The 21,636-nt window shown below is 49.0% G+C and carries 20 protein-coding genes and 1 riboswitch; of the genes, 1 reads left to right on the forward strand and 19 read right to left on the reverse strand.

Translation table 11 applies throughout. The features are described 5' to 3' along the window. The 3 genes from H6A13_RS00005 to H6A13_RS00015 form a co-directional block, all read right to left on the reverse strand. The coding region (locus H6A13_RS00005) for a TraX family protein (protein ID WP_204907568.1) at positions 1–504 on the reverse strand (504 nt) is incomplete at its 3' end. Between the two features lie 7 nt (positions 505–511). Beyond that, positions 512–2,212, reverse strand: coding sequence for an alpha-amylase family glycosyl hydrolase (locus tag H6A13_RS00010; protein ID WP_204907569.1), 1,701 nt, complete (start codon positions 2,210–2,212; stop codon positions 512–514). Between the two features lie 15 nt (positions 2,213–2,227). Continuing rightward, the gene (locus H6A13_RS00015) at positions 2,228–3,235 is read right to left on the reverse strand and encodes a sugar ABC transporter substrate-binding protein (protein ID WP_204907570.1); all 1,008 of its coding nucleotides are present in this window, start codon (positions 3,233–3,235) and stop codon (positions 2,228–2,230) included. 143 nt (positions 3,236–3,378) lie between these two features. Here H6A13_RS00015 and H6A13_RS00020 point away from each other — a divergent pair, with 143 nt between their 5' ends. Continuing rightward, positions 3,379–3,666, forward strand: coding sequence for a DUF1292 domain-containing protein (locus tag H6A13_RS00020; protein ID WP_204907571.1), 288 nt, complete (start codon positions 3,379–3,381; stop codon positions 3,664–3,666). Here the strand turns inward: H6A13_RS00020 and H6A13_RS00025 are convergent. The 16 genes from H6A13_RS00025 to H6A13_RS00100 form a co-directional block, all read right to left on the reverse strand. Continuing rightward, a complete protein-coding gene (locus H6A13_RS00025) occupies positions 3,652–5,490 on the reverse strand; it encodes an ATP-dependent helicase (protein WP_204907572.1) in 1,839 nt (612 codons plus the stop codon). The genes H6A13_RS00020 and H6A13_RS00025 overlap by 15 nt on opposite strands. Before the next feature lie 10 nt (positions 5,491–5,500). Continuing rightward, entirely contained in the window at positions 5,501–6,961 is a 1,461-nt protein-coding gene (gene gltX / locus H6A13_RS00030) for a glutamate--tRNA ligase (RefSeq protein WP_204907573.1), read from the reverse strand. Further along, entirely contained in the window at positions 6,958–7,437 is a 480-nt protein-coding gene (locus tag H6A13_RS00035; RefSeq protein ID WP_204907574.1) for a threonine/serine exporter family protein, read from the reverse strand. The genes gltX and H6A13_RS00035 overlap by 4 nt, the downstream gene beginning before the upstream one ends. Continuing rightward, positions 7,434–8,666 (reverse strand): GNAT family N-acetyltransferase, encoded by a 1,233-nt coding sequence (locus H6A13_RS00040; RefSeq protein WP_204907575.1) that lies wholly within the window; start codon positions 8,664–8,666, stop codon positions 7,434–7,436. Before H6A13_RS00040 ends, H6A13_RS00035 begins: the two co-directional genes overlap by 4 nt. Positions 8,667–8,792: 126 nt before the next feature. Beyond that, complete coding sequence (grdD, locus tag H6A13_RS00045) at positions 8,793–9,947, reverse strand: glycine/sarcosine/betaine reductase complex component C subunit alpha (RefSeq protein WP_204907576.1); 1,155 nt, start codon at positions 9,945–9,947, stop codon at positions 8,793–8,795. Between the two features lie 12 nt (positions 9,948–9,959). Next, positions 9,960–11,498 (reverse strand): glycine/sarcosine/betaine reductase complex component C subunit beta, encoded by a 1,539-nt coding sequence (grdC, locus tag H6A13_RS00050; RefSeq protein ID WP_204907577.1) that lies wholly within the window; start codon positions 11,496–11,498, stop codon positions 9,960–9,962. Between the two features lie 172 nt (positions 11,499–11,670). Beyond that, on the reverse strand, positions 11,671–12,132 hold the full coding sequence (gene grdA, locus H6A13_RS00055) for a glycine/sarcosine/betaine reductase complex selenoprotein A (protein WP_204907578.1): 462 nt from the start codon (positions 12,130–12,132) through the stop codon (positions 11,671–11,673). Positions 12,133–12,204: 72 nt separating this feature from the next. Beyond that, positions 12,205–12,522, reverse strand: a complete 318-nt coding sequence (gene trxA, locus H6A13_RS00060) for a thioredoxin TrxA (protein ID WP_204907579.1) — start codon at positions 12,520–12,522, stop codon at positions 12,205–12,207. A 45-nt stretch (positions 12,523–12,567) separates the two neighbouring features. Beyond that, complete coding sequence (trxB, locus tag H6A13_RS00065; RefSeq protein ID WP_204907580.1) at positions 12,568–13,512, reverse strand: thioredoxin-disulfide reductase; 945 nt, start codon at positions 13,510–13,512, stop codon at positions 12,568–12,570. Between the two features lie 62 nt (positions 13,513–13,574). Continuing rightward, the gene (gene grdB / locus H6A13_RS00070; protein ID WP_204907581.1) at positions 13,575–14,885 is read right to left on the reverse strand and encodes a glycine reductase complex selenoprotein B; all 1,311 of its coding nucleotides are present in this window, start codon (positions 14,883–14,885) and stop codon (positions 13,575–13,577) included. A 19-nt stretch (positions 14,886–14,904) separates the two neighbouring features. Continuing rightward, positions 14,905–16,185 carry a glycine/sarcosine/betaine reductase component B subunit gene (locus H6A13_RS00075; RefSeq protein ID WP_204907582.1) on the reverse strand — a complete coding sequence of 427 codons (1,281 nt, stop codon included), beginning with the start codon at positions 16,183–16,185 and terminating at the stop codon, positions 14,905–14,907. 66 nt (positions 16,186–16,251) lie between these two features. Beyond that, complete coding sequence (locus H6A13_RS00080) at positions 16,252–16,638, reverse strand: GrdX family protein (RefSeq protein WP_204907583.1); 387 nt, start codon at positions 16,636–16,638, stop codon at positions 16,252–16,254. 170 nt (positions 16,639–16,808) lie between these two features. Further along, positions 16,809–16,909: riboswitch (glycine riboswitch) on the reverse strand. Positions 16,910–17,040: 131 nt separating this feature from the next. Then, positions 17,041–18,453 carry an alanine/glycine:cation symporter family protein gene (locus H6A13_RS00085; protein ID WP_204907584.1) on the reverse strand — a complete coding sequence of 471 codons (1,413 nt, stop codon included), beginning with the start codon at positions 18,451–18,453 and terminating at the stop codon, positions 17,041–17,043. Between the two features lie 296 nt (positions 18,454–18,749). After that, on the reverse strand, positions 18,750–20,183 hold the full coding sequence (gene purB, locus H6A13_RS00090) for an adenylosuccinate lyase (RefSeq protein WP_204907585.1): 1,434 nt from the start codon (positions 20,181–20,183) through the stop codon (positions 18,750–18,752). A gap of 87 nt (positions 20,184–20,270) precedes the next feature. Continuing rightward, positions 20,271–20,957 carry an amino acid ABC transporter ATP-binding protein gene (locus H6A13_RS00095; RefSeq protein WP_243424682.1) on the reverse strand — a complete coding sequence of 229 codons (687 nt, stop codon included), beginning with the start codon at positions 20,955–20,957 and terminating at the stop codon, positions 20,271–20,273. Between the two features lie 10 nt (positions 20,958–20,967). After that, entirely contained in the window at positions 20,968–21,618 is a 651-nt protein-coding gene (locus H6A13_RS00100) for an amino acid ABC transporter permease (RefSeq protein WP_204907586.1), read from the reverse strand. Between the last annotated feature and the right edge of the window lie 18 nt (positions 21,619–21,636).

Below are 21,636 nucleotides of genomic sequence, written 5' to 3' on the forward strand. Positions count from 1 at the left end.
GTTCCAAAGACCGCCTGCTGCCGCTGCCAGGAACTTTTGTTCCCGGAATACATACAGCATAAAGATCAGAAGGATCCCGCGGAAATTATAATCCGTTCTTAACACTACCGCCAGCCACATGGCCAGAATCAGGATCGCCGCTTTTTCCGGCCAAAGCCTGGTCACGGAAAGCAGTTTCATCATAACGATGCCGATCAGCAGGGTAAAAAACACATTCTGATATGCGAATTCCAGGCATACGCCGCGGAAGGCAAGATCATAGGGGATCTCAGATATCAGCGCAAAAACTCCCAGCCTTGCCATATACCGGTATACATCATGGGTATGGACAAACCCTTCCACGATCAGGAAACAGAAAATGGGGAAGGCCAGACGTCCTGCGCATCGAAGCCAGATTTCCTGCGGAAAAAGAACCGCTCCGGTATGATCCAGCGCCATGGACAGGATGGCAATGCACTTCAACTGAAATCCGCTCAGACAAGAGATACGTTCAGATACGTTCATCTTTCTGTTACCTGCCTGCAAATACCGCAACGGTGCGGGCTTCTATCTCTGTGATGCGCGGATCTTCCGCCGGGATCCCTTCCTGCAGGATCCCTTCCGAAGTAGAAGCAACCCGGTACCACTTCTTTCCTTTGGGAAGAGCCGGCAGCGCAAAGGTATGTTCCAGCCAGTGCATATTATAGGCGATAAACAGATGCTCTTCTTCCCCGGTGCCCGGATCTTCTCCGTTATAAAAGACGCCAAGCTGTCTGCTTGATACCTCACAGGGCACTTTCCATGCGTTTTCTCCGTGGTAGGATACATCCGGGATCCCCCGGTTCCCATAACTCATCCCTGTCATCTCTTCTTCCGGCCACAGGACCGGATGCTTTTTACGCAAAGCGATCAGGGCTTTTACAAATGCATGCAGTTCCGGATGATTCTTAAGTCCTGCCCAGTTCACCCATCCCACCGGATTATCCTGGCAATAGACATTATTATTTCCCTGCTGGCTGTTGCCAAATTCGTCTCCTGCGAGAATACAGGGCGTCCCCTGGGATGTCAGAAGCAGGAAGAAGGCATTTCTCACCTGATTTTTCCGAAGTTCCGCCACTGTTTTTTTCCGTGACGGGCCTTCCGCGCCGCAGTTCCAGCTGTAATTATAATCCGTTCCGTCCTGGTTATCCTCTCCGTTTGCCTCGTTATGCTTTCCGTCATAGGACACCAGATCCTGCAGGGTGAATCCGCTCTGCTCAGTGATCGCGTTAAACATCCGGTCTGCTTCCGGCTTGTGACGCAGCCAGTACATCACATCCCGCACCATGCCCTCGTCTCCTTTCAGGAAACGGCGCATCACGGTCTGATAGCCCAGATCATGCACCAGGATCTTGGTCTTCTTAAGAAGCGGATCTGCGCAGACTCCTTCCATAGGAGCCGTAAAAGGATTCAGGATAAATCCGTCCACGTGATACTCCAGAAGATAATACCGCAGGCATTCTTCCATCATCTGTCCCGGCGTTCCCTGGGCAAAGGGCATCTCCAGCACCACTTCGATGCCCGCTTTATGACAGGCCTTCACCATATCTTTCAGACTCTTTCCGCCGTCGCCGCAGGCGGAATAAGCGCTCTTTGGCGCAAAGAACCACCCGGGCCCATATCCCCAGTAATTCCTGCGCCGTCCGCACTCCTCAAACTCATACACCGGCATACAGTGGATCTGATTGATCCCCAGATCCGTCAGATAAGGAAGTTTTTCAATCACGCCCTCAAAGGTACCCTTCCTTTCCACGCCGGAGGAGCTGTGCTTCGTAAATCCTCTGACATGAAGGCTGTAGGCCAGTATCTGATTCTGCGGGATCATTAACGGGCGGTCCCCCTCCCAGTCATACCCGTCACATCGGAGCACGCCTCTGACCTCATGCTTTTGCGCGTCCCTTTCTGTTCCCCAGGCTTCCCGTCCTGACAGTCCTCTGGCATAAGGATCCACTACGACCTCTCCGTCGATCCGGTAATTATATTCATACTCTGCCGGATCCAGTCCTTCCACTGCAAGGAAATGCACTTCTCCTACGGACTCTTCCATTGGGAACTGTTCTGCAGGCGCGGCGCTCCCGGCTTTGTACAAGAGCAATTCACATTGCTTCCCTTCCGGAACCGCAACGGAAAAATTCACACTGCTTCCTGTTATGCTGATACCTAATGGTAATGGTTTTCCTTTTTTTGCTCTCATACGCATGCCCTCTCTCTACTGCCAGCCGTCTACGCCATACATGTCTACATTATCTGCATCGATCATAAAGACCTCTTCAAAGGTCTCTGTATCGTAATCTTTACCTTCCAGAATATCGATTCCGATCTCTGCGGCAGTCTTGCCCATATTGATCGGAGACTGGGCCGCTGTCCCGGCAATCTGGTTTCCCGGCTTTTTCAGTTCTTTTTTGATATCCGGCGAACCATCCACGCCGTAGATGATCACCTGCTCGATCTCAGCCAGATTGGCGGCTGTCTTTGCACCTACCGCCAGCTGGTCGTTTCCGCACATCACAGCCGTCACATCCGGATACTCTGCGAAGATCTGCTTGGAAGCTTCCAGCGCTTTTTCAAACTCTCCGTTTGTATCCTCTCTTGCAACCACAGTAAATCCACAATCCGCGTCTGCCAGCGCATTCTCAAATCCTGTGATCCTGTCATTCATGGAATTCTGCGTCGGGCACTCCAGGATCGCCACTGTTCCGCCGTCCGGACACTTTTCCACCAGATCCTCGCCGCAGATATAACCGGCCTCATAGTTATCGGATCCCACATAGGCGTCCACATAATCCATCTCTTTCACCTGTGTGTCCACATTGATGATATAGATGCCTGCGTCTTTCAGAGCTTCCAGAGACGGCGTGATCTTCTCCCAGTCTACCGGGCAGAGAAATACCGCGTCCACTCCTTCATCGATCATCTCCTGGATCTGCGCGGCCTGCGTTTCCGGGTCGGATGCAGGATCTTTTGTCACCAGCCGATATTCGTTTTCCTCGATCACTTCGCGGATCGCCTTCTCCAGTGTGATAAAATATGGATTTTCCATATCAATGCCTGTAAAACCGAAGACAAACGTGCCGTCCTCTTCTGTTTCGTCCGCATTCTCCCCTTCTTCCGGTACGGCATTGTCCTCCGGCGTCCCCACATTCTGTTTACATCCGGTAAAAAGAAAGGCGCAGGAAAGCAGGACTGCCAGCACCGTCAACATTCTTTTTTTCAACATTTTCATACCTCCCGTGTGCATCAGCCGCACATACTTACAAATATTTTACACTATTTTCAGTCATTTGGCTACTCTTCATTCTTGCTTTTTCTTCTCTCCTCTGCTACAGTAAGAGTATCTACAAAACAAAGGAGATTCATACTATGGACGAGTATATGACAGTCACACTGACCCTGGATAACGATGAAGTAGTGGAATGCGCCGTCCTCACCATCTTTTCTGCAGGCGAAAAGGATTATATCGCCCTTCTTCCCCTGGGAGACGACGGCGAACCGCAGGATGGCGATGTATATCTTTACCGCTACATCGACCACAGCGAAGAAGAGCCGGAGCTTGAGAACATCGAGGATGACGACGAATACGAAGCCGTCGCTGATGCGTTTGACGAGTGGATGGACACCCAGGAGTTTGAAGACTTAGACGAGGAATAATTCCTCTGCAAAACGGGAAGGACGCTGTTCCTTTCCGTTTTTTTCTTTTACATAGCTGATGGTCAGTTTCTTCTGCGCCCTCGTCATGGCCACATAGAAAAGCCTCCGCTCTTCTTCGATCTCTTCCGGTGTTTTTGCCTTTTTATAAGGAATGCACCCTTCATTGGCGTGGATCAGAAATACGGTATCGTATTCCAGCCCCTTCGCGCCATGGACCGTCATCAGCCGGATGCTGTTTTCGTCAGCCCCTTCCTGTTTCTGCGCGCCAAGCGCTTTCCGGTAATCCTCCACATGGGCGAACCAGCTTTCCATATCTTTGTAATGCTTCGCGGCCTGCTGGATCTCATCCAGCGCCCCGAAAAGTTCCTCTTTGTCCAGTCCCTTAAACTCGGCGTACCCTTTCAGGAATTCATCATATCCCATGCTTTTTCGGATGTACTGAATGGCCGCAAACGGCGCTTTTTCGTTCAGCATCTTCATATCCCACTCCCACTGGTCGACCCGGTCCATCATCCACTCTTTGTCACAGTAAAAGTTCCGGAGCGATTCATAGGAAATGTCCGGCTCCTTCATGGCGTCTCTTCCGATATAGCGGTTGGGACGGTTTGCAACCTGCAGGAAATATTTCCTCTGCCTGTCTCCCATTGCCAGATGAAAATAACTGCTGATATCAACGGCAGTCATATGGTCATAGAGATTGCGGATCTTCTCCCGCATGAAAAAAGGGATCTGATATTCCGTCAGTGTCTCGGATAAAGCCCTTGCGTCTACATTGGTCCGGTACAGGACTGCGATCCGGGAGGGGCGGATGCTTTGCTCCAGCCGTTTTTTGATCTCCTCTGCCACATATCTGCTTTCTTCCAGTGGGTCTTTTACCTCCTGCACATGGACTGTTTCCCCGGTTCCTGCCAGAGCCCGGATCTTCTTATCATACCGGTTCCGGTTCCTTCCTATCACCCGGAGGGCGCTTTTTACAATATTACCGGTAGAACGGTAATTGATATCCAGAAGAACGGTTCTGGCCCCCGGATAATCCTTCATAAACTGCCGCATCACGCCGGGCCTGGCTCCCCGGAACCCATAGATGGACTGGTCGTCGTCTCCCACCACGAAGAGATTATCCTCCGGCGAAGCCAGCATACGGATCACGTCATACTGTACCTGGTTGATATCCTGAAATTCATCCACCAGGATGTACCGGAATTTTTCCTGCCATTTTTTCAGGATATCCGGTCTTTGCAGGAAAAGATCCCTGCAGCGGATCAGCATATCTTCAAAATCGATCTTATGACAGCTGTCTTTTCTGGATTCATAGGCCTGGTAGATCTTGAGAAACCTGTCTTTTTCACAGGATGCCGGAGAAAAGGATTCTGCCGGGACCGCCTGATTCTTCAAAGAGGCGATCTCCTCTGCCAGTTCCCGGATCTGTTCTTTCTGTGATTCCGCTTCTCCCATTTCTTCCCATCCGGCGTCCTCCATAGAAAGGCGGATCAGCTCCGCCTTCTGGTCCTCCGTCAATAGATCCATCTGCCGGATCCCGTACGCCCACTTCAGGATGCCATAATAGATCCCATGGAAGGTGCCAAAGGTCACCGTTCCCTGCCCGGTTTTTTTCAGGGCGAAGAAACGCTCCCTCATCTCTCTGGCAGCATACTTCGTAAAGGTAATGACCAGAATTTCTTCTGGCCTTACCTTATACGTCTGGATCAGATATTCAATTCTTTTTACAATGGTAAGAGTTTTCCCGGAACCGGGACCGGCAAGGACCATACATGGTCCCCGGTGATGGGCGACCGCCTCTGTCTGAGCCTGATTTAAACTCATGAAATTCCCCTTACTTTGTCAATAATTCAATGCCTTTGCGGATCCGTCTAAGAGACTCTTCTTTTCCAAGGATCTCCATGATCTCTGTCGCGCCACCCGGCGTATTCTGTTTGCCGGACACAGCGGTCCGCACCGGCCACATTACAAATCCTGTCTTTACCCCTGTCTCATCCACATATCCTTTCAGAAGTTCAAACAACGCGTCGTTGCTGAAGTCTTCCTGGTTTTCCAGAAGCGGCAGGACATCCTGCAATACCTTCAGAGAATTTTCCTCATTGGTCTTCATCTTTTTATGACAGTACATGGATACGTCATAATCCGGCAGTTCTTCAAAAAAGTCGATCTGTTCGGTAATATCCGGGAAGATCTCAATCCGGGTCTTTACCAGCGCCGCGATTTTCTTCAGATCACAGTCTCTTTTTACCACAGCTTTGATGTAAGGCTCTGCCATTTCGTAGAACCGGTCAAAATCCATGGCTTTCAGATATTCGCCGTTCATCCATTTCAGTTTCACAATATCAAAGACAGCCGGAGACTTGCTCATGTGGCGGTAGTCAAATTCTTTCACCAGTTCTTCCAGAGAAAAGATCTCCTTTGTTCCTTCCGGACACCAGCCAAGCAAAGCCACATAGTTTACCACTGCTTCTGTTACAAATCCCTGCTCGATCAGATCTTCATAGGAAGAATGTCCGCAGCGCTTACTCAGTTTCTTGTGGGTCTCATCGGTGATCAGCGGACAGTGTACATAAACCGGCACCTCCCAGCCGAACGCCTCATAGATCTTGTTGTACTTGGGCGCAGAGGACAGGTATTCATTTCCCCGCACCACATGAGTGATGCCCATCAGGTGATCGTCAATAACATTGGCAAAATTATAGGTCGGATATCCGTCGGACTTGATCAGGATCAGATCCTCCAGTTCATTGTTGGGAACCGTGATATCTCCGTAGATCTCATCGTGGAAGGTGGTCTCCCCTTCTGTCGGCATGTTAAAACGGATTACATAGGGCTTGCCTGCCGCCAGGTTTGCCTCTACTTCTTCTTTGGAAAGTCCCAGGCAGTGTTTGTCATACACCACGATCTCCGGGCCGTCTCCGTCCGCAACCTTTGTTTTCAGAGAATCGAGACGCTCTTTGTCGCAGAAGCAGTAATAGGCATTTCCCTGCTCGATCAGCTGCTTTGCATATTCCAGATACAGGCCGGACTGATTCCGCTCACTCTGTACATAAGGGCCCACGCCGCCGTCTTTGTCCGGTCCCTCATCATGAACGAGACCTGTCTCTTCCAGCGTATGATAAATGATATCCAGCGCCCCTTCCATAAAACGCTCCTGGTCCGTATCCTCAATCCGGAGAATGAAGTCTCCTCCCTCGTGCTTTGCGATCAGATACGCGTACAGCGCTGTTCTTAAATTTCCCACATGCATCCGTCCTGTCGGACTGGGCGCAAATCTTGTTCTTACTCTTTTCATTGTTTCTCTCCTGTTCTCATCTTTTCTGTTTTTCTATTTCTCCAATACTGTCCCTGAAAGACCTCTCTTGGAATGGAAACCACAAATGCTATGCCAAGGACGATCGCAAAGGCGATCTTCAGAGCCCCCAGCCCTCTTTCCCCTGCCAGAGCGATCTGGTCGGTCACAAGGTAATAGGCCGTATAATAAACACCGGCTCCCGGCACCAGAGGAAAGATACCGGATATCAGGAATACCGTGATCGGGCACTTCATCCGCACGGTCAGCATCCTGGATATAAATACTACCACAAACGCGCCGACAAAAGAAGCGATCGCAGCGGAAGAAAAGTTTAAAATAAAAATATATGCCAGCCAGCCTGCCGTTCCGGTCAGTCCTCCTGCCAGATAATATTTTCTCGGGACGTTAAACAGTACGGCAAACGCAACCGTTCCAAGAAACGGGCAGATCAGGTTCGCGGCTACATTTCCCATCATACCGTGATCCCTCCAATCATATTATTATAGATACTCAGCATCGTACCAACGCCGATCGCGATATACACAAATACCATCAGAGCGTCGATCATCCGCACAGTACCTGACAAAAAGTCACTGTTCGCAATATCCCGGATCGCATTGGTAAATGCAAGCCCCGGCACCAGAGGCATGATCGCGCCCACGATCATACCGTCCAGCCTCGCAACCCCAAGGGCCGGAACATGCAGCGCAAGAACCGCCAGCAAAGTGATCAGCGCGCCGCCCACAATATTTACGATAATCTTTGACATATGCAGCTTCTTTGCAAATAATACCCAGAAATACAACAGGCATCCGATCCCAAACGCGACAAGGCTTTCATTCACAGACGCGCCCAGAAGGTATCCGAATGCCGCGCTGCCCACGCCGGCTGCAAGGACCTGAAAATATCCTTTTTTCGGCGGGATCTGTTCAATCGCACGTAATTTCTCCCACGCCTCGTCGATACCGATCTTTCCTGCGCTGATCTCCCTGGACAGCGCGTTGACTTCGGTAACGATTCCCAGGTGCGCACCGGAAAGCGGGACATTTTTCACCTTGGTATAGACTTCATTCATTCCCTTTTCCGCCGTAATAAAGATCGCATGGCTCAGGGTAAAGGAATCCACATAATCCACGTGGAATCTCTTACAGATACGGTCCATAGTCTCTTCTACACGGAAGATCTCCGCCCCGTTCTTTAACAGGATACGGCCCGCCTCTACCGCCAGATCCACCACCTTTTTGACGTCCAGTTCCGAATCCAGCTTCTTTTTCAGATAGATCATGTCCGTCAGGCGGATCCCGTTTTCATAAATGGGTTCCTCATAGTTGTCTACAAAGAAATTTGCCACAATATGGGAATTCACAAACCCGCAGGCATGATAAAATCCCAGGGTATCCGGACTGTTGCCGGTCCCCACATACATCAGATCGTACCGGCCGCTGTAATGTTCGCACAGGAAATGGATCATGTACCTGCCATATCCCTTTCGCTGTTCTTCTGGTATGGTGGATATATTTTTTAATTCACACTTCCCGCCGCCAAGATCCGCCACCACGGCAGCCGTGACCGCCCGTCCCTGATCGTAGAGCACATACATCTCGCCCTGATCCAGGTATCTGTCGATCATACTTTCCTGCGGATCGGCCAGAAGCAGCATTTCCATATAGTCTCTTTTTTTATCTGTGATCCGTTCAATATCCATAACGGTCAACTCCAGTCTTTCATCAATCCCATACATTATAGCACCGGCTTCTCAAAAAGAAAAGAGACATCCTGACAGATATCAAGATGTCTCTTCTTTTAAACAATTTTTACAAATTGGCTGAAACTAGCCGATGTATCCGGCTTTTTTCAGTTCTTCTTCCGCCTTTGCAAGGTTGGCGTCTGATACACGGATGATCGGTCCGGTACAGCCCATGCCGCTCTCTGCGTAGATATTGATCTTCCACAGGCATTTTACTGCATCGTCCAGATCCATGACCTCGATACCCGGGATCTGTGCGGTTACGATCTCCTTCGGAGGTTCTTTTACCTCTTCTTCTGCAGCCGCCGGTTTGGAAGCAGCTTTTACGGAATCCAGGATCTGCTGGAATCCTGCCTTCTTAGCCGCCTCAAATTCCTTCTTTGCAACTTCAAAGACTTTACCTCTTACCAGCTGCGCCGCGTAGCGGATCGCATTGGCAATAACCGGAGCACCGGATGCTCTGGATACGATCATGACTAACTGCTCATATCCTTCTCCAATACCCGGGCCATAGCCGTAACCGGTTGCCTCAAAGCTTCCGCCTGTATTTGCAGAAGACAGCATTTTCACCAGGATATTTCCGGTCAGAGAGTCTGTTACCATGATATCCGGGGATGCCTGAAGAACATCATTTCCTCTCATCACGCATCCGCCGTCTGCACGGCTGGACTCTGCAAATGTGATATCATATCCCTGATCTTTTAACTGCTTTAACGCCTTCTCTGTCTGACGTGCGCCGTCTACATTCAGGATACCAACGGTCGGGTTCTTCTTTCCGCATGCTTTCGCTGCGATCACACCATATACCGCGTTCTTTACCATACCTTCGATACGGTCCGTACTGGAGGTACCTGTGGTATTGGCGATGTACATTTCTTTTCCTGTGGCCGGTGTCACACAGCGTCCTACTGTGGATACACCGATGGGGAACGGGAAGTGCATCGTAACGGCAGCGTCGATCTCTTTATTCTTCAGCATCTCTTCCATCTTGTCGTGGCCCTCTTCATCGTTTGCCACTTTGATGGTTGTAACGCCTTCTGCTTCCAGAGTTCCGATGTAGTATACATCAATGCCGTCTTTTGCAGCTTCAACAGCCGCTGCCATGGAGTTTTCCTCTCCATGCTCGCTTCCCATACCGGTCAGCGCAACCTTCGGTCTTTTGCCGAAGCTTCCTGTCTCTAACCCTTCTGCCATCTCCATAAATGTGGTGGCGATCATTTTCTCGATATTATTTGCCATATTCACCACCCCTTACTCTGCCATCAGGGTTGCAGCAAAATCTTTCATTGCTTTCGCAATGAGTCCCTTTACTTCTTCTTCGGATACTCCTGCAGCCGCCTCTTCTTCTGCTGCTGTATTTCCATGGATCACAAAAGATACACCGTCAAACAGGTTGGTCATACGTCCAAGGAACAGACTTCCTTTTCCGATGATCATAGCGTTTTTGATCTTGCCTTCCTTGATATCCTCAGCAGCAAATCCTACATAAGGAACTCCGGACGGAATGTGTCCCTGTGTGGGAGCCCATCCAGTCAGGCCGTGCTCTTTTGTAAAGTTTGCAAGTTCTTTTCTGTCAAGCTCGCCTCTCTTTACAGCAAGAGCTGCGATCATCTTGTAGTTGGCAAGCGGAACATCTCCTGCTCCTGCCGGTTTTGTGATATCCGGGTTCTGCATTTCCGGAGAGAATTTGTCGATATCTGTGATCTTCATTCCCACTTTGTCAAGCGGATCAGCAACCAGGCTGCCGATTACGTTCTGCGGAGCAGAGCCGGTACCAACACTGTGGCGTCCCAGCATTCCAAGATCGATCTCCGGGCTTACGCCGTCATTTTCAGAAATGATCACGCAGAAACCGCCCAGGCAGTCTTCCAAGATCGGAAGGCCTTTCTTGATGTGGTCTTTTCCGTTCATACCAAGTTTTGCGGTACAGCCTCCGGCTGTAACAGCAACAGTCTTGTATGCTCCGGATTTTACCAGTGCAGCCGCTTCGATCAGCGCATGGGTCGGAGCCGCGCAGAATCCTCTTGCGTCAGATCCGCTGGCGCTTACAAGGCCTGCAACCTCTGCTGCAGCCTTTGCGAAGTTTCCGCCGCCTCTCTGGTTCATATCGCCGCAGGCTTCCTCTGCACAGTCGATGACATACTCAACGTCTGCCTTGTCGATTCCTGCATTGCGTACGCCGTAAAGAAGAGCCAGTACGCTGGATGCCTTGCTCATCAGGTTCTCATGCATTACATGTGCGGACAGGTTCACGTCGATATCGTGAGCCGGTTTTACACATCCGACCAGCTGGTTTTCAAAATACAGCGGCTCTGCATGATCGTCATTGATCAGAGCTTCGATTTCGGAAAGCTCTACGCCGTCCTCTGTCAGTGCAACAATATCTTCTGTAATGATCGGGTTCTTTGCAAACTGATCTTTGTATTTTTCAACGAATCCCTTCTCCAGTTTTACAACCTCGAACATGTCGCTGGCCTGTACCAGGAACAGGAACTCTTCCTCCGGCATGATCTCACCGTATTTTCCGTAACGGTCTGCGCCTTCCATCTTCTTGTCGTACCACGGGAACTCAACTTCTGCAAGCTGATCCGGGTGTACGTTTCCGATATAGGTCTGGTTCGGCCAGTAAGCAACTACGTCCTCATAGGAACGAAGATGATTCGGCACTTCTTTAAGATACTCAGAATCAGGATTTACGATTCTTTCTGTTGTCTGTGTGGTTCCGTTGTATAAAACCATATCCGGAGTATGTACTAATACATAGCTTGCTCCCTTAATTACACTGTTCATTGGTTTTCCACCTTTCTTAAATTCATAAATATAAACTGACCCGCAGTTTATGCTTATTTATACAAAAAGGAGCAGCCCATTTCTGGGAACATACTTTGGGGCTGCCCCTTTCCTAAAATCTTTACAGGGGACGCAAGGCCTTTTCCAGGTCTTACGTCCTATTTACAACTGATTAAAGCTGCTCTCTGATTGCGTTCATCTCATCACAGATGTCATCAATGTCAAGAACCATCTCCATCATGCCTACCTGCTCGTCATAAACTTCCGGATCAAACTCTTCTTTGATCTCTGGCTCACATACGTGATATACCGCGAGTCCAAGCTGGACCCCTGTCAACGGACCTGCGAAAGTAGGATCACCAAGGGTTACAGTCTCAGCTGCAAGACCTGCAGCTTCGCCCTCTGCAGCACCAAGAACTACTACTAAGTTCTCTGCGCCGTATTCCTCAGCGAATTCTTTTACTCTCTTCTGGTTTTCCAGATCCATTGCGCCTGCGCTCGTTCAGACGAAACACTCCGTGGAGGAGAATACTACTTCAGCACCGGCAGTCTTTACGCATTCTGCGATAGCCGGTCCCGGTACTCCGTCACGGTCTCCGATAATTATTGCTTTTTTGCCTTCTAAAATAGCCATAATTATGCGACTCTCCTTTCTTGTGGTTTTACAGGTTGTAATTTATGATTTAGAAAAACATCCGCTCTGGTCTTAGATGTATTTCTTAATCATCGCTTCAATGCTTTCCGGTGTGCAGTCATCTTTTACCAGCTCTTCTACTTTTTCTCCATCTTTGTAGATCGCCATAACCGGAAGTCCAAGCACCTTCTGTGCGATAGCCAGACGACGTGCTTTTGTGGTGTTCAGAGATGTGAATTTTAACTTGTCGCCATAAGTATCAGCGAACTCATGTACCTTCGGCATCAGAGCCTGGCACGGTACACATCCGTCACCGTAAAAGTCAACGAATACATATCCGTCTGCTTTTAACACTTCGTCTTCAAATGTTTTCTTATCTAAGTCTAACATTGGAATCATCCTCCTTATTTGTAAATAAATAATAGTTGTTACTTCCTAGAAGTAGTCAGACATGCTTCTTTCTACCTGGACTGCTGCGATCGCTCCGTCAGCAGCTGCGGTCACTACCTGACGCAGGCTCTTTACACGGACATCTCCTGCCGCATATACGCCCGGGATGTTGGTGTGCATGTCATCATCTGTCTTGATGTATCCTCTTTCATCCATGTCGATGATGCCTTCAAACGGCTGAGTGTTCGGAACAGTTCCGATAAATCCGAATACGCCGAACATTCCGTCTTCTTCATCTGCCTCTACTGTTGTGATCTCGCCGGTCTTAACATTTTTAACCTTCATCCACTGCAGGATGTCGTCTCCACCGACTTCTTCCACAACAGAATCCCACATGAAGTGAAGCTTCGGATTCTTGAATGCTTTCTCCTGAATGGATTTTGCTGCACGAAGTTCATTTCTTCTGTGGATGATCGTTACTTTTCTTGCGAACTTGGTCAGATACATAGCCTCTTCTACTGCGGAGTCTCCGCCGCCGACTACATATACTTCAAAGTCCTCAAAGAAGTTGGCATCACAGGTAGCGCAGTAGGAAACACCCTTGCCCATAAATTCTGCTTCGCCCTTGCATCCGATCGGTCTTGCGTGAGCGCCTGTAGCGATGATCACGTTCTTTGCCTGATACTCGGCTTTTTCGCTCTTCAGAACTTTTACATCACCATTCAGCTCTACTTCCTTGATCGTGTCAGATACGCGCTCTGCTCCGAATTTCGCAGCCTGCTCTGTCATTCTCGCGATCAGGGACGGTCCGGACTCTCCTTCTACGATCTGTCCCGGATAGTTCTCGATCTCATCTGTGATCGCGATCTGTCCGCCGTCCTGTCCTTTTTCAATGATCAGAACAGAGAGGCGGCTTCTTCCTGCATACAGGCCTGCCGCTAAACCGGCAGGACCTGCACCCAGGACGATAACATCATAAATCTTGCTCATGTCTGTCTCGTCTCCTTTTTTAAAGTTTTACCCAACTTTACCTAAAGATAATACCTTTCGTACTATTCAAAGATGGTCTGTCCGTCAACTTCTGTAGTAAGGGCTGTCAGAGCCTTCTCTACGATATGACGACGCAGCTTCTTCTCTTCATCCTTATCCAGTGCAGGATTTCCAAGCGGATGAGGAATAGCGATAGCCGGAACGATTCTGTTCGCACCAACTGTCATAGAGATCGGAGTTACTGTACAAATGTGTACAACCGGGATGCCGGCTCTCTCGATTTCTTTTACCATCGTTGCACCGCAACGAGTACAGGTACCTCAGGTAGAGGTGAGGATCACTGCGTCAACTCCGTCAGCTTTCAGCTTCTGGGAGAATTCATCTGCGAATGCTTTTGCAGATGCAACGGCTGTTCCGTTACCGGTTGTGGTGTAGAACAGGTGATGCAGTTCTCCGATGATTCCTTCTTTTTCCATATCGCGAAGCACGTCTACCGGAAGTACACGGTCAGCGTCTTCGTTAGCATATACCGGATCGTATCCGCCGTGAGCGGTCTCATAGGTATCTTCTGTCAGATCCATAACGCCTGTGATGTCGTACTCTCCATAGTGAGAAGCACTGGAGCTTTCGATGTGGTCCGGATTTCCCTTCGGAACAATACCGCCGGAAGTAACCAGAGCGATCTTAGCGTGTGCCAGATCTTTAACAGCCGGATTAGGCTCTACTCTGTCGAAGTCAGGCATCGGGAACTCTGTGGTGAACGGTTTGTCAGCAAGCTTTTTGATCAGCATGTCAACCGCTCTCTTGGATCCTCTTTCTTCTTCGAAGAAGTTTACACGAACGCCGTTCGGCATATAACCTTCCTGGCAGGAAGCGCCGATCGGCTCGCCTTTTGCAAGTTTCAGAGCGAGAGGAGCCATCTTCTTTACAGCATCTCTCATGCCTGCAGCGCTGTTCTTGGTAGCAACCATATATACCTGGTTCTTGAACATGTCAGCGCCCGGGTTCTCTACATACATACCGGTCAGGGACGGGATGCCCAGTTCTTCCTGAACTGCTGCTGCGATGGTTCCGCAGGCAACACCGTAACGTCCTGCGTTGAAAGCCGGTCCTGCAATGAATACATCCGGAGCCTGTTCCTTTACCATATCCAGGATCTCAGCTTTTGCCTTGTCGATATTTTCATTGAAGTAAGAGTCACCGCAGATGATCGTTGCAATAATCTCTGCTTCGCCCTTGAAATTCTGTGTCAGCGCCATACCTGGTCCGACTACCTCGCCCTTGCGAAGCTCAACCGGGTAATCCGCTTTCTCTTCTCCACCAATCTGTGCAAAGAACTGATTGATGTAATGAACAACTTTAATGTTTGCCATGATTCTTTCTCCTTCCTTCCTATCTTGCGCTCAGTCTGTTGAAGCCAGTCTCATTGGTAGCACCTGTCAGTACCTGAAGCTCAACTTCCAGAGAGCCGTCCTCGTGAAGTGTCTCTTCACTTGCACCTGCGATCTTTGTTACATAATCCAGGGTTCCGATGACTTTGTCAAGTTTCGGCAGGATGATTACCTGGTTTGCGTTTCCGCCTGTTACTACTGCGTCAGCAGCCGGATCGGAGTCAGCCAGTGACTGGGATTTTCCGTCGCGTCCTGCATACTCGTCTGTGATGATAACTGTCTTCACACCTTCTGCTTCGATCTTCTTGCAGTTCATGATCAGGTCAGTATCCGGGTTACCAAATCCTTCCTGGGAAACGATAACGCCGTCCAGATCCAGCATTCTGCAGAGTTTTGCTGTCCAGTCAGAGGAACGCATCTTGTCAGCCAGGTATACGTTCTCGTTTGTGATGATGTGAGCCACAAAGTTGAAGGCTTTTCCGTGCTGTGCAAACATATCCTCAACTACCGGGTTGTTCTCATGTACATAGGTCGGGTTCTTGTCGCATGCGGATACACAGTTACCGGATACGATCGCGCCGTCCATTACCTCTGTGGGGCTTAAGATAGTAGGAACGATCTTCTTGGCATCTACACCGTATACATAGGTGTCATGCAGAAGTCCCTGGCTCTGAAGCATCTGTACATAAGCAACTCTCGGAAGATCCGGATATTTCTCGATGCCTTCTTTGATTCCGCAGGTCTCATAAACCTTGGTCTCGTCCGGTGTCAGGTTGCGTGCCAGCTCACCTAAGTAAGTAGCAACTCTGAATCCTGCAAATCTTACAGCCTTCTCATAGTCATGCTGTTTGATATCGTCTACAGGCTCACATACCATAACCAGGTTCAGTGTCTTGGAGAATGGTGTGTAATCTGCTCCAGGGCCTGTCATATCGATGATACCTTCCTGGAATCCAACGATCTTACCAGCGGTAACAACAGCCATTCCCTTCAGTGCGTAGGTCTTTCCGGAACCTACAGTGTCAACTTTTGCGATCACGCCCGGGAAGATTCCCCCTCTTCCCTCAACCTTTACACGTGGCTCGATGACATCTTTTACAGGAGTAATTCTTACAGACTCTCCCGGTTTTGCGATGTCAAAGGATACACTCTTGATCTTCTCATCCTCAAGAGCCACTGCCTTTACAGCCTCTTCGGATACATAAAGGACTCCGTTTTCAATTTTGGATTCGGATGCGAACTGAATGTCCTTGATGTAAATGTGTCCTAACTCTAATCTCACTTTACATTCCCTCCTTAAAAAATTTGTTTGTATTGTCTAAGCTTCAATGCTTTTACAACCGGATACCTATCTCCACACATCGGCAGAGGTCATACCGCTCTCCAGAAGCGTCCAGTCGATCATCTGGAAATCTTCATATACATCCGACTGGAACTGATCTCCCCGAAAATGGAACTTCTTGCATGCGTCCAGCGCATACTCGATCAGACGCACAGACGCCTGATCCATACGCCCCTTTGACTTTGACAGGAGCATGGACTTATAAGGCGTCTCATTTGGCTTCACACTGCCGGACAAGGGATGGGTCAGAAGCTGATGCCCCTGATGGATCATATCTCTTGCCTCTTTCAGGATATCTTCATAGGAAACTTCTCTGTAAATAAGTTCATGGGTGCTGTGCAGTTTTTCAAAAACCAGCGGGTTATTCGTAAGTACAATATATCCGTCCTGCAAAGCTCTCTACTCCTTTTCTGATATTTGCCTGAAATCTTACGGGCCGCTTATAGAAATTACCTATATAAAAGGGCGCCTTATGCACATAACCGTGTGCGTAAGCCGCCCTTCCTGTCTTTTGCCCTGCCATACTCAAAAAGTTTTTCATACAGCACAAGATTCAGAATGTAGTCCTTTTCCCCGTCCTTTTGCCTGAAAGTTTCGCCTGTCCGACTATTCTGACAGGTTTGCCTCTTCGGCGGCCGATGCGGCTCTCTCCGGGAAAATATCAACCTACTATATTGTTTTATTGATAAAATATATGTATATGTCTTTTTATCTGTTTTTATAATAACTGATTGTTAATTCATTTTCAACCGCAAAAATTCAATCCTGAAAATTTGGTGAAATTATACAATTTAACTAATCATTTTTTGTTGAAAATTCCGACGGCTTTCCTTTCAGGAAATTGTTGAAATAGTCGTCGTGTACCTTCTTCACCATGCCGCTAAGTGCCAGCAGACCAATGATATTGGGCACTACCATCAGACTGTTGAAGCAGTCAGCCATATTCCATACCAGATCTACCTGAGCCAGGGATCCCAGGAATACGCAGACACATACCAGCGCGGAATAAATCGGAACCGCCTTGGATCCAAACAGATACTTGATATTGGCCTGTCCGAAGAAATACCAGCCAACGATAGTGGAAAATGCGAAGAAGAACATACAGATCGCAATAAAGATCTCTCCGAATTTACCATATACCAGAGAATATGCGAACTGACTTAACTCTGCTCCTGTATATCCGCCTTCTACTACGTTGTAGGACTCCGGCAAAGCACGTGTGGTCACGATAACCAGAGCTGTCATGGTCAGTACGATAAAGGTATCGATGAAGACACCGATCATAGCCGCATGTCCCTGTTCTACCGGATGCGCTACCTTTGCTACCGCATGCGCATGAGGTGTGGAACCCATACCTGCTTCATTGGAGAACAGACCTCTTGCAACACCTTTGGTGATGGCAAGCTTAATGGTTGCGCCCACTGCTCCGCCGGCGATGGAAGCCGGTGCGAACGCGCCTACAAAGATCTCATAGAAGGCCAGTGGGATATTTCTCCAGTTATAGAAGATTACGATCAGAGATCCCAGGATATAAAGAGCCGCCATGAAAGGCACCATGGTCTCTGTTACTTTCGCGATACGCTTCATACCGCCGGAGAAGATAAATACGGCGAGTACTGCCACGATCAGTCCCATGATCCACTGCGGGATTCCAAATGCAGTATGGAAGGATGCAGCAATGGAGTTGGACTGTACTGCGTTCCCCATGAATCCAAGAGCAAAGATCAGAAGTACCGCAAAGATACCTGCCAGGATCTTGCCAAAGGTTCCCTTGAACGCGCCGCGGATATAGTATACCGGTCCGCCGGTTACGATCCCGTCGTCTCCGATCTTCTTATATCTCTGTGCCATCAGAGCCTCAGAATAAATAGTAGCCATACCAAGGAAGGCTGCTACCCACATCCAGAAGATCGCGCCCGGTCCGCCGATGGCGATGGCTGTAGCCGCGCCGGCGATATTACCGGTACCAACCTGTGCCGCAATGGCGGTTGCCAGAGCCTGGAAAGAACTCATACCGTCATTTCCGGCCTCGCCTTTCTTGCTGAACAGTCCGCCGAACACCTGCTTGATGCCCCGCTTAAATCCGCGAACCTGGATAAATCCTGTGCGGATGCTGAACCAGATACCGGCTGCTGCAAGAGCAATGATCAGTACAATGTTCGACATGTAGTCCTGGATCGTCAGTACGATGTTGTTTAATGTTTCCAAAAAATCATCTCCCTTTCTCTCTAGATAAAATCATAGATACCATACATATCTATATTTACTTCGTCTATCATACCACTTTGACATTTTTTTCTCAATCAAACTTTGAAGTTTTGAAAAAATTTCGTCATTTTTTCATGTGTTTGAACCCCGGGAATTCAAAAAACGGCGCACCCCCCGTGGTTACGCCGTTTTTTCCTGTCCCTTTTTTGCAAAAAAGACTTGACTTTTTTATTTTTGGTAATATTGCTAAGATTTTGTTTCTTCTTTAGCATTTCCTATGCAGGCAGACGATCCTTTTATACGTTGATCTCCGCCTTTACGCCAAGCAGTTCTTTATTTCTTTCCAGAAGCGGACGGATCACCTGATTCAGGTAATTGGTCACCTGGATCGGCGCGCGTCCCACATATTTTGCCGGATCCATGGTCTTCTTCAGCTCTTCCTCATTCAGATTGAATGCCGGGTCTGCTGCGATCAGATCCAGCAGATTGTTATCCAGTCCCTTTTCTTTTACGTTGCGTCCTGCTTCCATGGAAAGCTCCCGGATCCTCTCATGAAGTTCCTGACGGTCTCCGCCGGCCTTCACTGCATCCATCATGATATTTTCGGTTGCCATAAACGGAAGTTCGCTCATCAGACGCTTTTCAATGACCTTGGGATATACCACCAGGCCGTCTACCACATTCAGGCACAGATCCAGGATCCCGTCAATGGCCAGGAAGCCTTCCGGCACACTCAGCCGTTTGTTGGCGGAATCATCCAGCGTCCGCTCAAACCACTGGGTGGCAGAGGTGATCGCCGGATTCAGCGCGTCGATCATCACATATCTGGACAGAGAGGCGATTCTTTCGCTTCTCATGGGATTGCGCTTGTAAGCCATGGCAGAAGAACCGATCTGGGTCTTCTCAAAAGGTTCCTCTACTTCTTTCAAATGCTGGAGAAGGCGGATGTCATTGGACATCTTGTGTGCGCTTGCCGCGATTCCTGCCAGCACGTTCAGCACACGGGTATCCACTTTTCTGGAATAGGTCTGCCCGGATACCGGATAACAGGTCGCAAATCCCATCTTCTCCGCGATCATGGGATCGATCTTGTCAATGGTCTCCTGATCCCCGTCAAATAATTCCAGGAAGCTTGCCTGGGTTCCGGTGGTTCCTTTGGATCCCAGAAGCTTTAAGGTACTCTTTACATATTCCAGATCCTCCAGATCCATCTCAAACTCCTGCAGCCACAGGGTCGCTCTCTTTCCGACCGTCGTTGGCTGCGCAGGCTGAAAATGGGTAAACGCAAGGGTCGGAAGTTCTTTGTACTTCTCTGCGAAATCCGCCAGTTCCGCGATCACATTGACCAGTTTCTTTTTTACGATCTCCAGGGCTTCTGCCATCAGGATAATATCGGTATTATCTCCCACATAACAGGAGGTAGCTCCCAGGTGGATGATGCCTTTTGCCTTCGGGCACTGCTGACCGTACGCATACACATGGGACATAACATCGTGGCGGACCACCTTTTCTCTTTCCTTTGCCACGTCATAATTAATGTCTTCCGCATGGGCTTTCAGCTCGTCGATCTGTTCCTGTGTAATAGGAAGTCCCAGCTCTTTTTCTGTTTCCGCCAGGGCGATCCACAGCTTCCTCCATGTGCGGAACTTTTTATCCGGTGAAAAAATATACTGCATTTCCTTACTTGCATAACGCTCGGAAAGCGGGCTCTGATATCTGTCGTTTGCCATTTTTTTATCTCCTTTTTCGTTAATAAATCCAGTATAATACAAGGCCAAAGGAAAAGCAACCTTCCTTTGGCCCTGTCAGACGATCTGTCAGATATTCTCAAATTTTCCCAGAAATCCACGAATCCTGGAATTGGAAGAGGCAAACACTTCCTCCGCAGTTCCCTCCAGTTCCACATATCCCTGGTCCATAAACAGGATGTGATCGGAAACATTTCTGGCAAAACTCATCTCATGCGTCACGATCACCATCGTCATATGTTCTGCCGCCAGGTCTTTGATCACTTTAAGGATCTCGCCGGTCAGTTCCGGATCCAGCGCGGACGTGGGCTCGTCAAAAAACAGGATATCCGGATTCATGGCAAGAGCCCTTGCGATAGAGACTCTCTGCTGCTGTCCTCCGGACAGCTGACAGGGATAAGCGTTCTCCTTATCCGAAAGCCCCATTTTAGCTAGCAGCGCCCTGGCTTCCTGATACACCTCGTCTTTTCTTCTCTTCTGCACTTTTATGGGCGCGTCTGTCACATTCTTTATAACAGAATAATGGGGAAACAAATTAAAGTTCTGGAACACCAGCCCAAACGTCCCCGTGTAGCGGATCTCTCCCGAATCCGGAGTCTCAAGCCCCGTGGCGCACCGCAGAAGCGTGGATTTCCCGGAACCGGAAGGCCCGATGATGCTTAAGACTTCTCCCTTTTCCACAGTAAGAGAAATATCCCTTAACACCTCCTGGCCGTTAAAACTTTTTTTGATATGCTTCATTTCCAACAGGCTCATAGGTTTCCTCCTAATGATAATAATTCAGCTTCTTTTCGATGCTTTCCATGAAAAAAGCCACAATAAAGTTAAAGATATAATAGAATACTCCGGCAAATACCAGCGGGAGCAGGGAGGTCTGGGAAGCGCTCAGCGCCTTTGCCACCGTAAACATATCGATCACACCGATGGAAAAGGCAAGGGACGTATCCTTGACCAGCGTGATCGTCTCATTGGTCACTGCCGGCAGGATCCGTTTGATCACCTGGGGCAGGATAATGCGAAAGAATGTCTGCGCCCGGCTGTATCCCAGTATTTTTGCCGCTTCATACTGCCCCGGGGACATGGACTCAATGCCTCCCCTGTAGATTTCCGCAAAATAAGCCGCGTAATTCAAAATAAATCCTATGGCTACCGCTGTATTTTTCCACCCCGGAGAATTGGGGATCCCAAGGCCGTAATAAGGTCCGAAATAAATCGCGATCAGCTGCAGCATCAGCGGCGTGCCGCGCATCACAGAAATATATACTTTTACAATGGTCCGGATCACCGGATTCTTTGACATTCTGCCAAAGGATACCAGAAGCCCCAGAGGAAGAGAAAAGATCAGTGTCACGAGGAAGATCATCACGGACACGCCCATTCCTTCCAGGAGCTTCATCAGCATAACTGAAATTGCCATATCTTTCCCTCTCTTCGT

Source organism: Mordavella massiliensis (genome assembly GCF_016902415.1).
In the GTDB taxonomy this organism is placed as follows: Bacteria; Bacillota; Clostridia; order Lachnospirales; family Lachnospiraceae; genus Merdimonas; species Merdimonas faecigallinarum.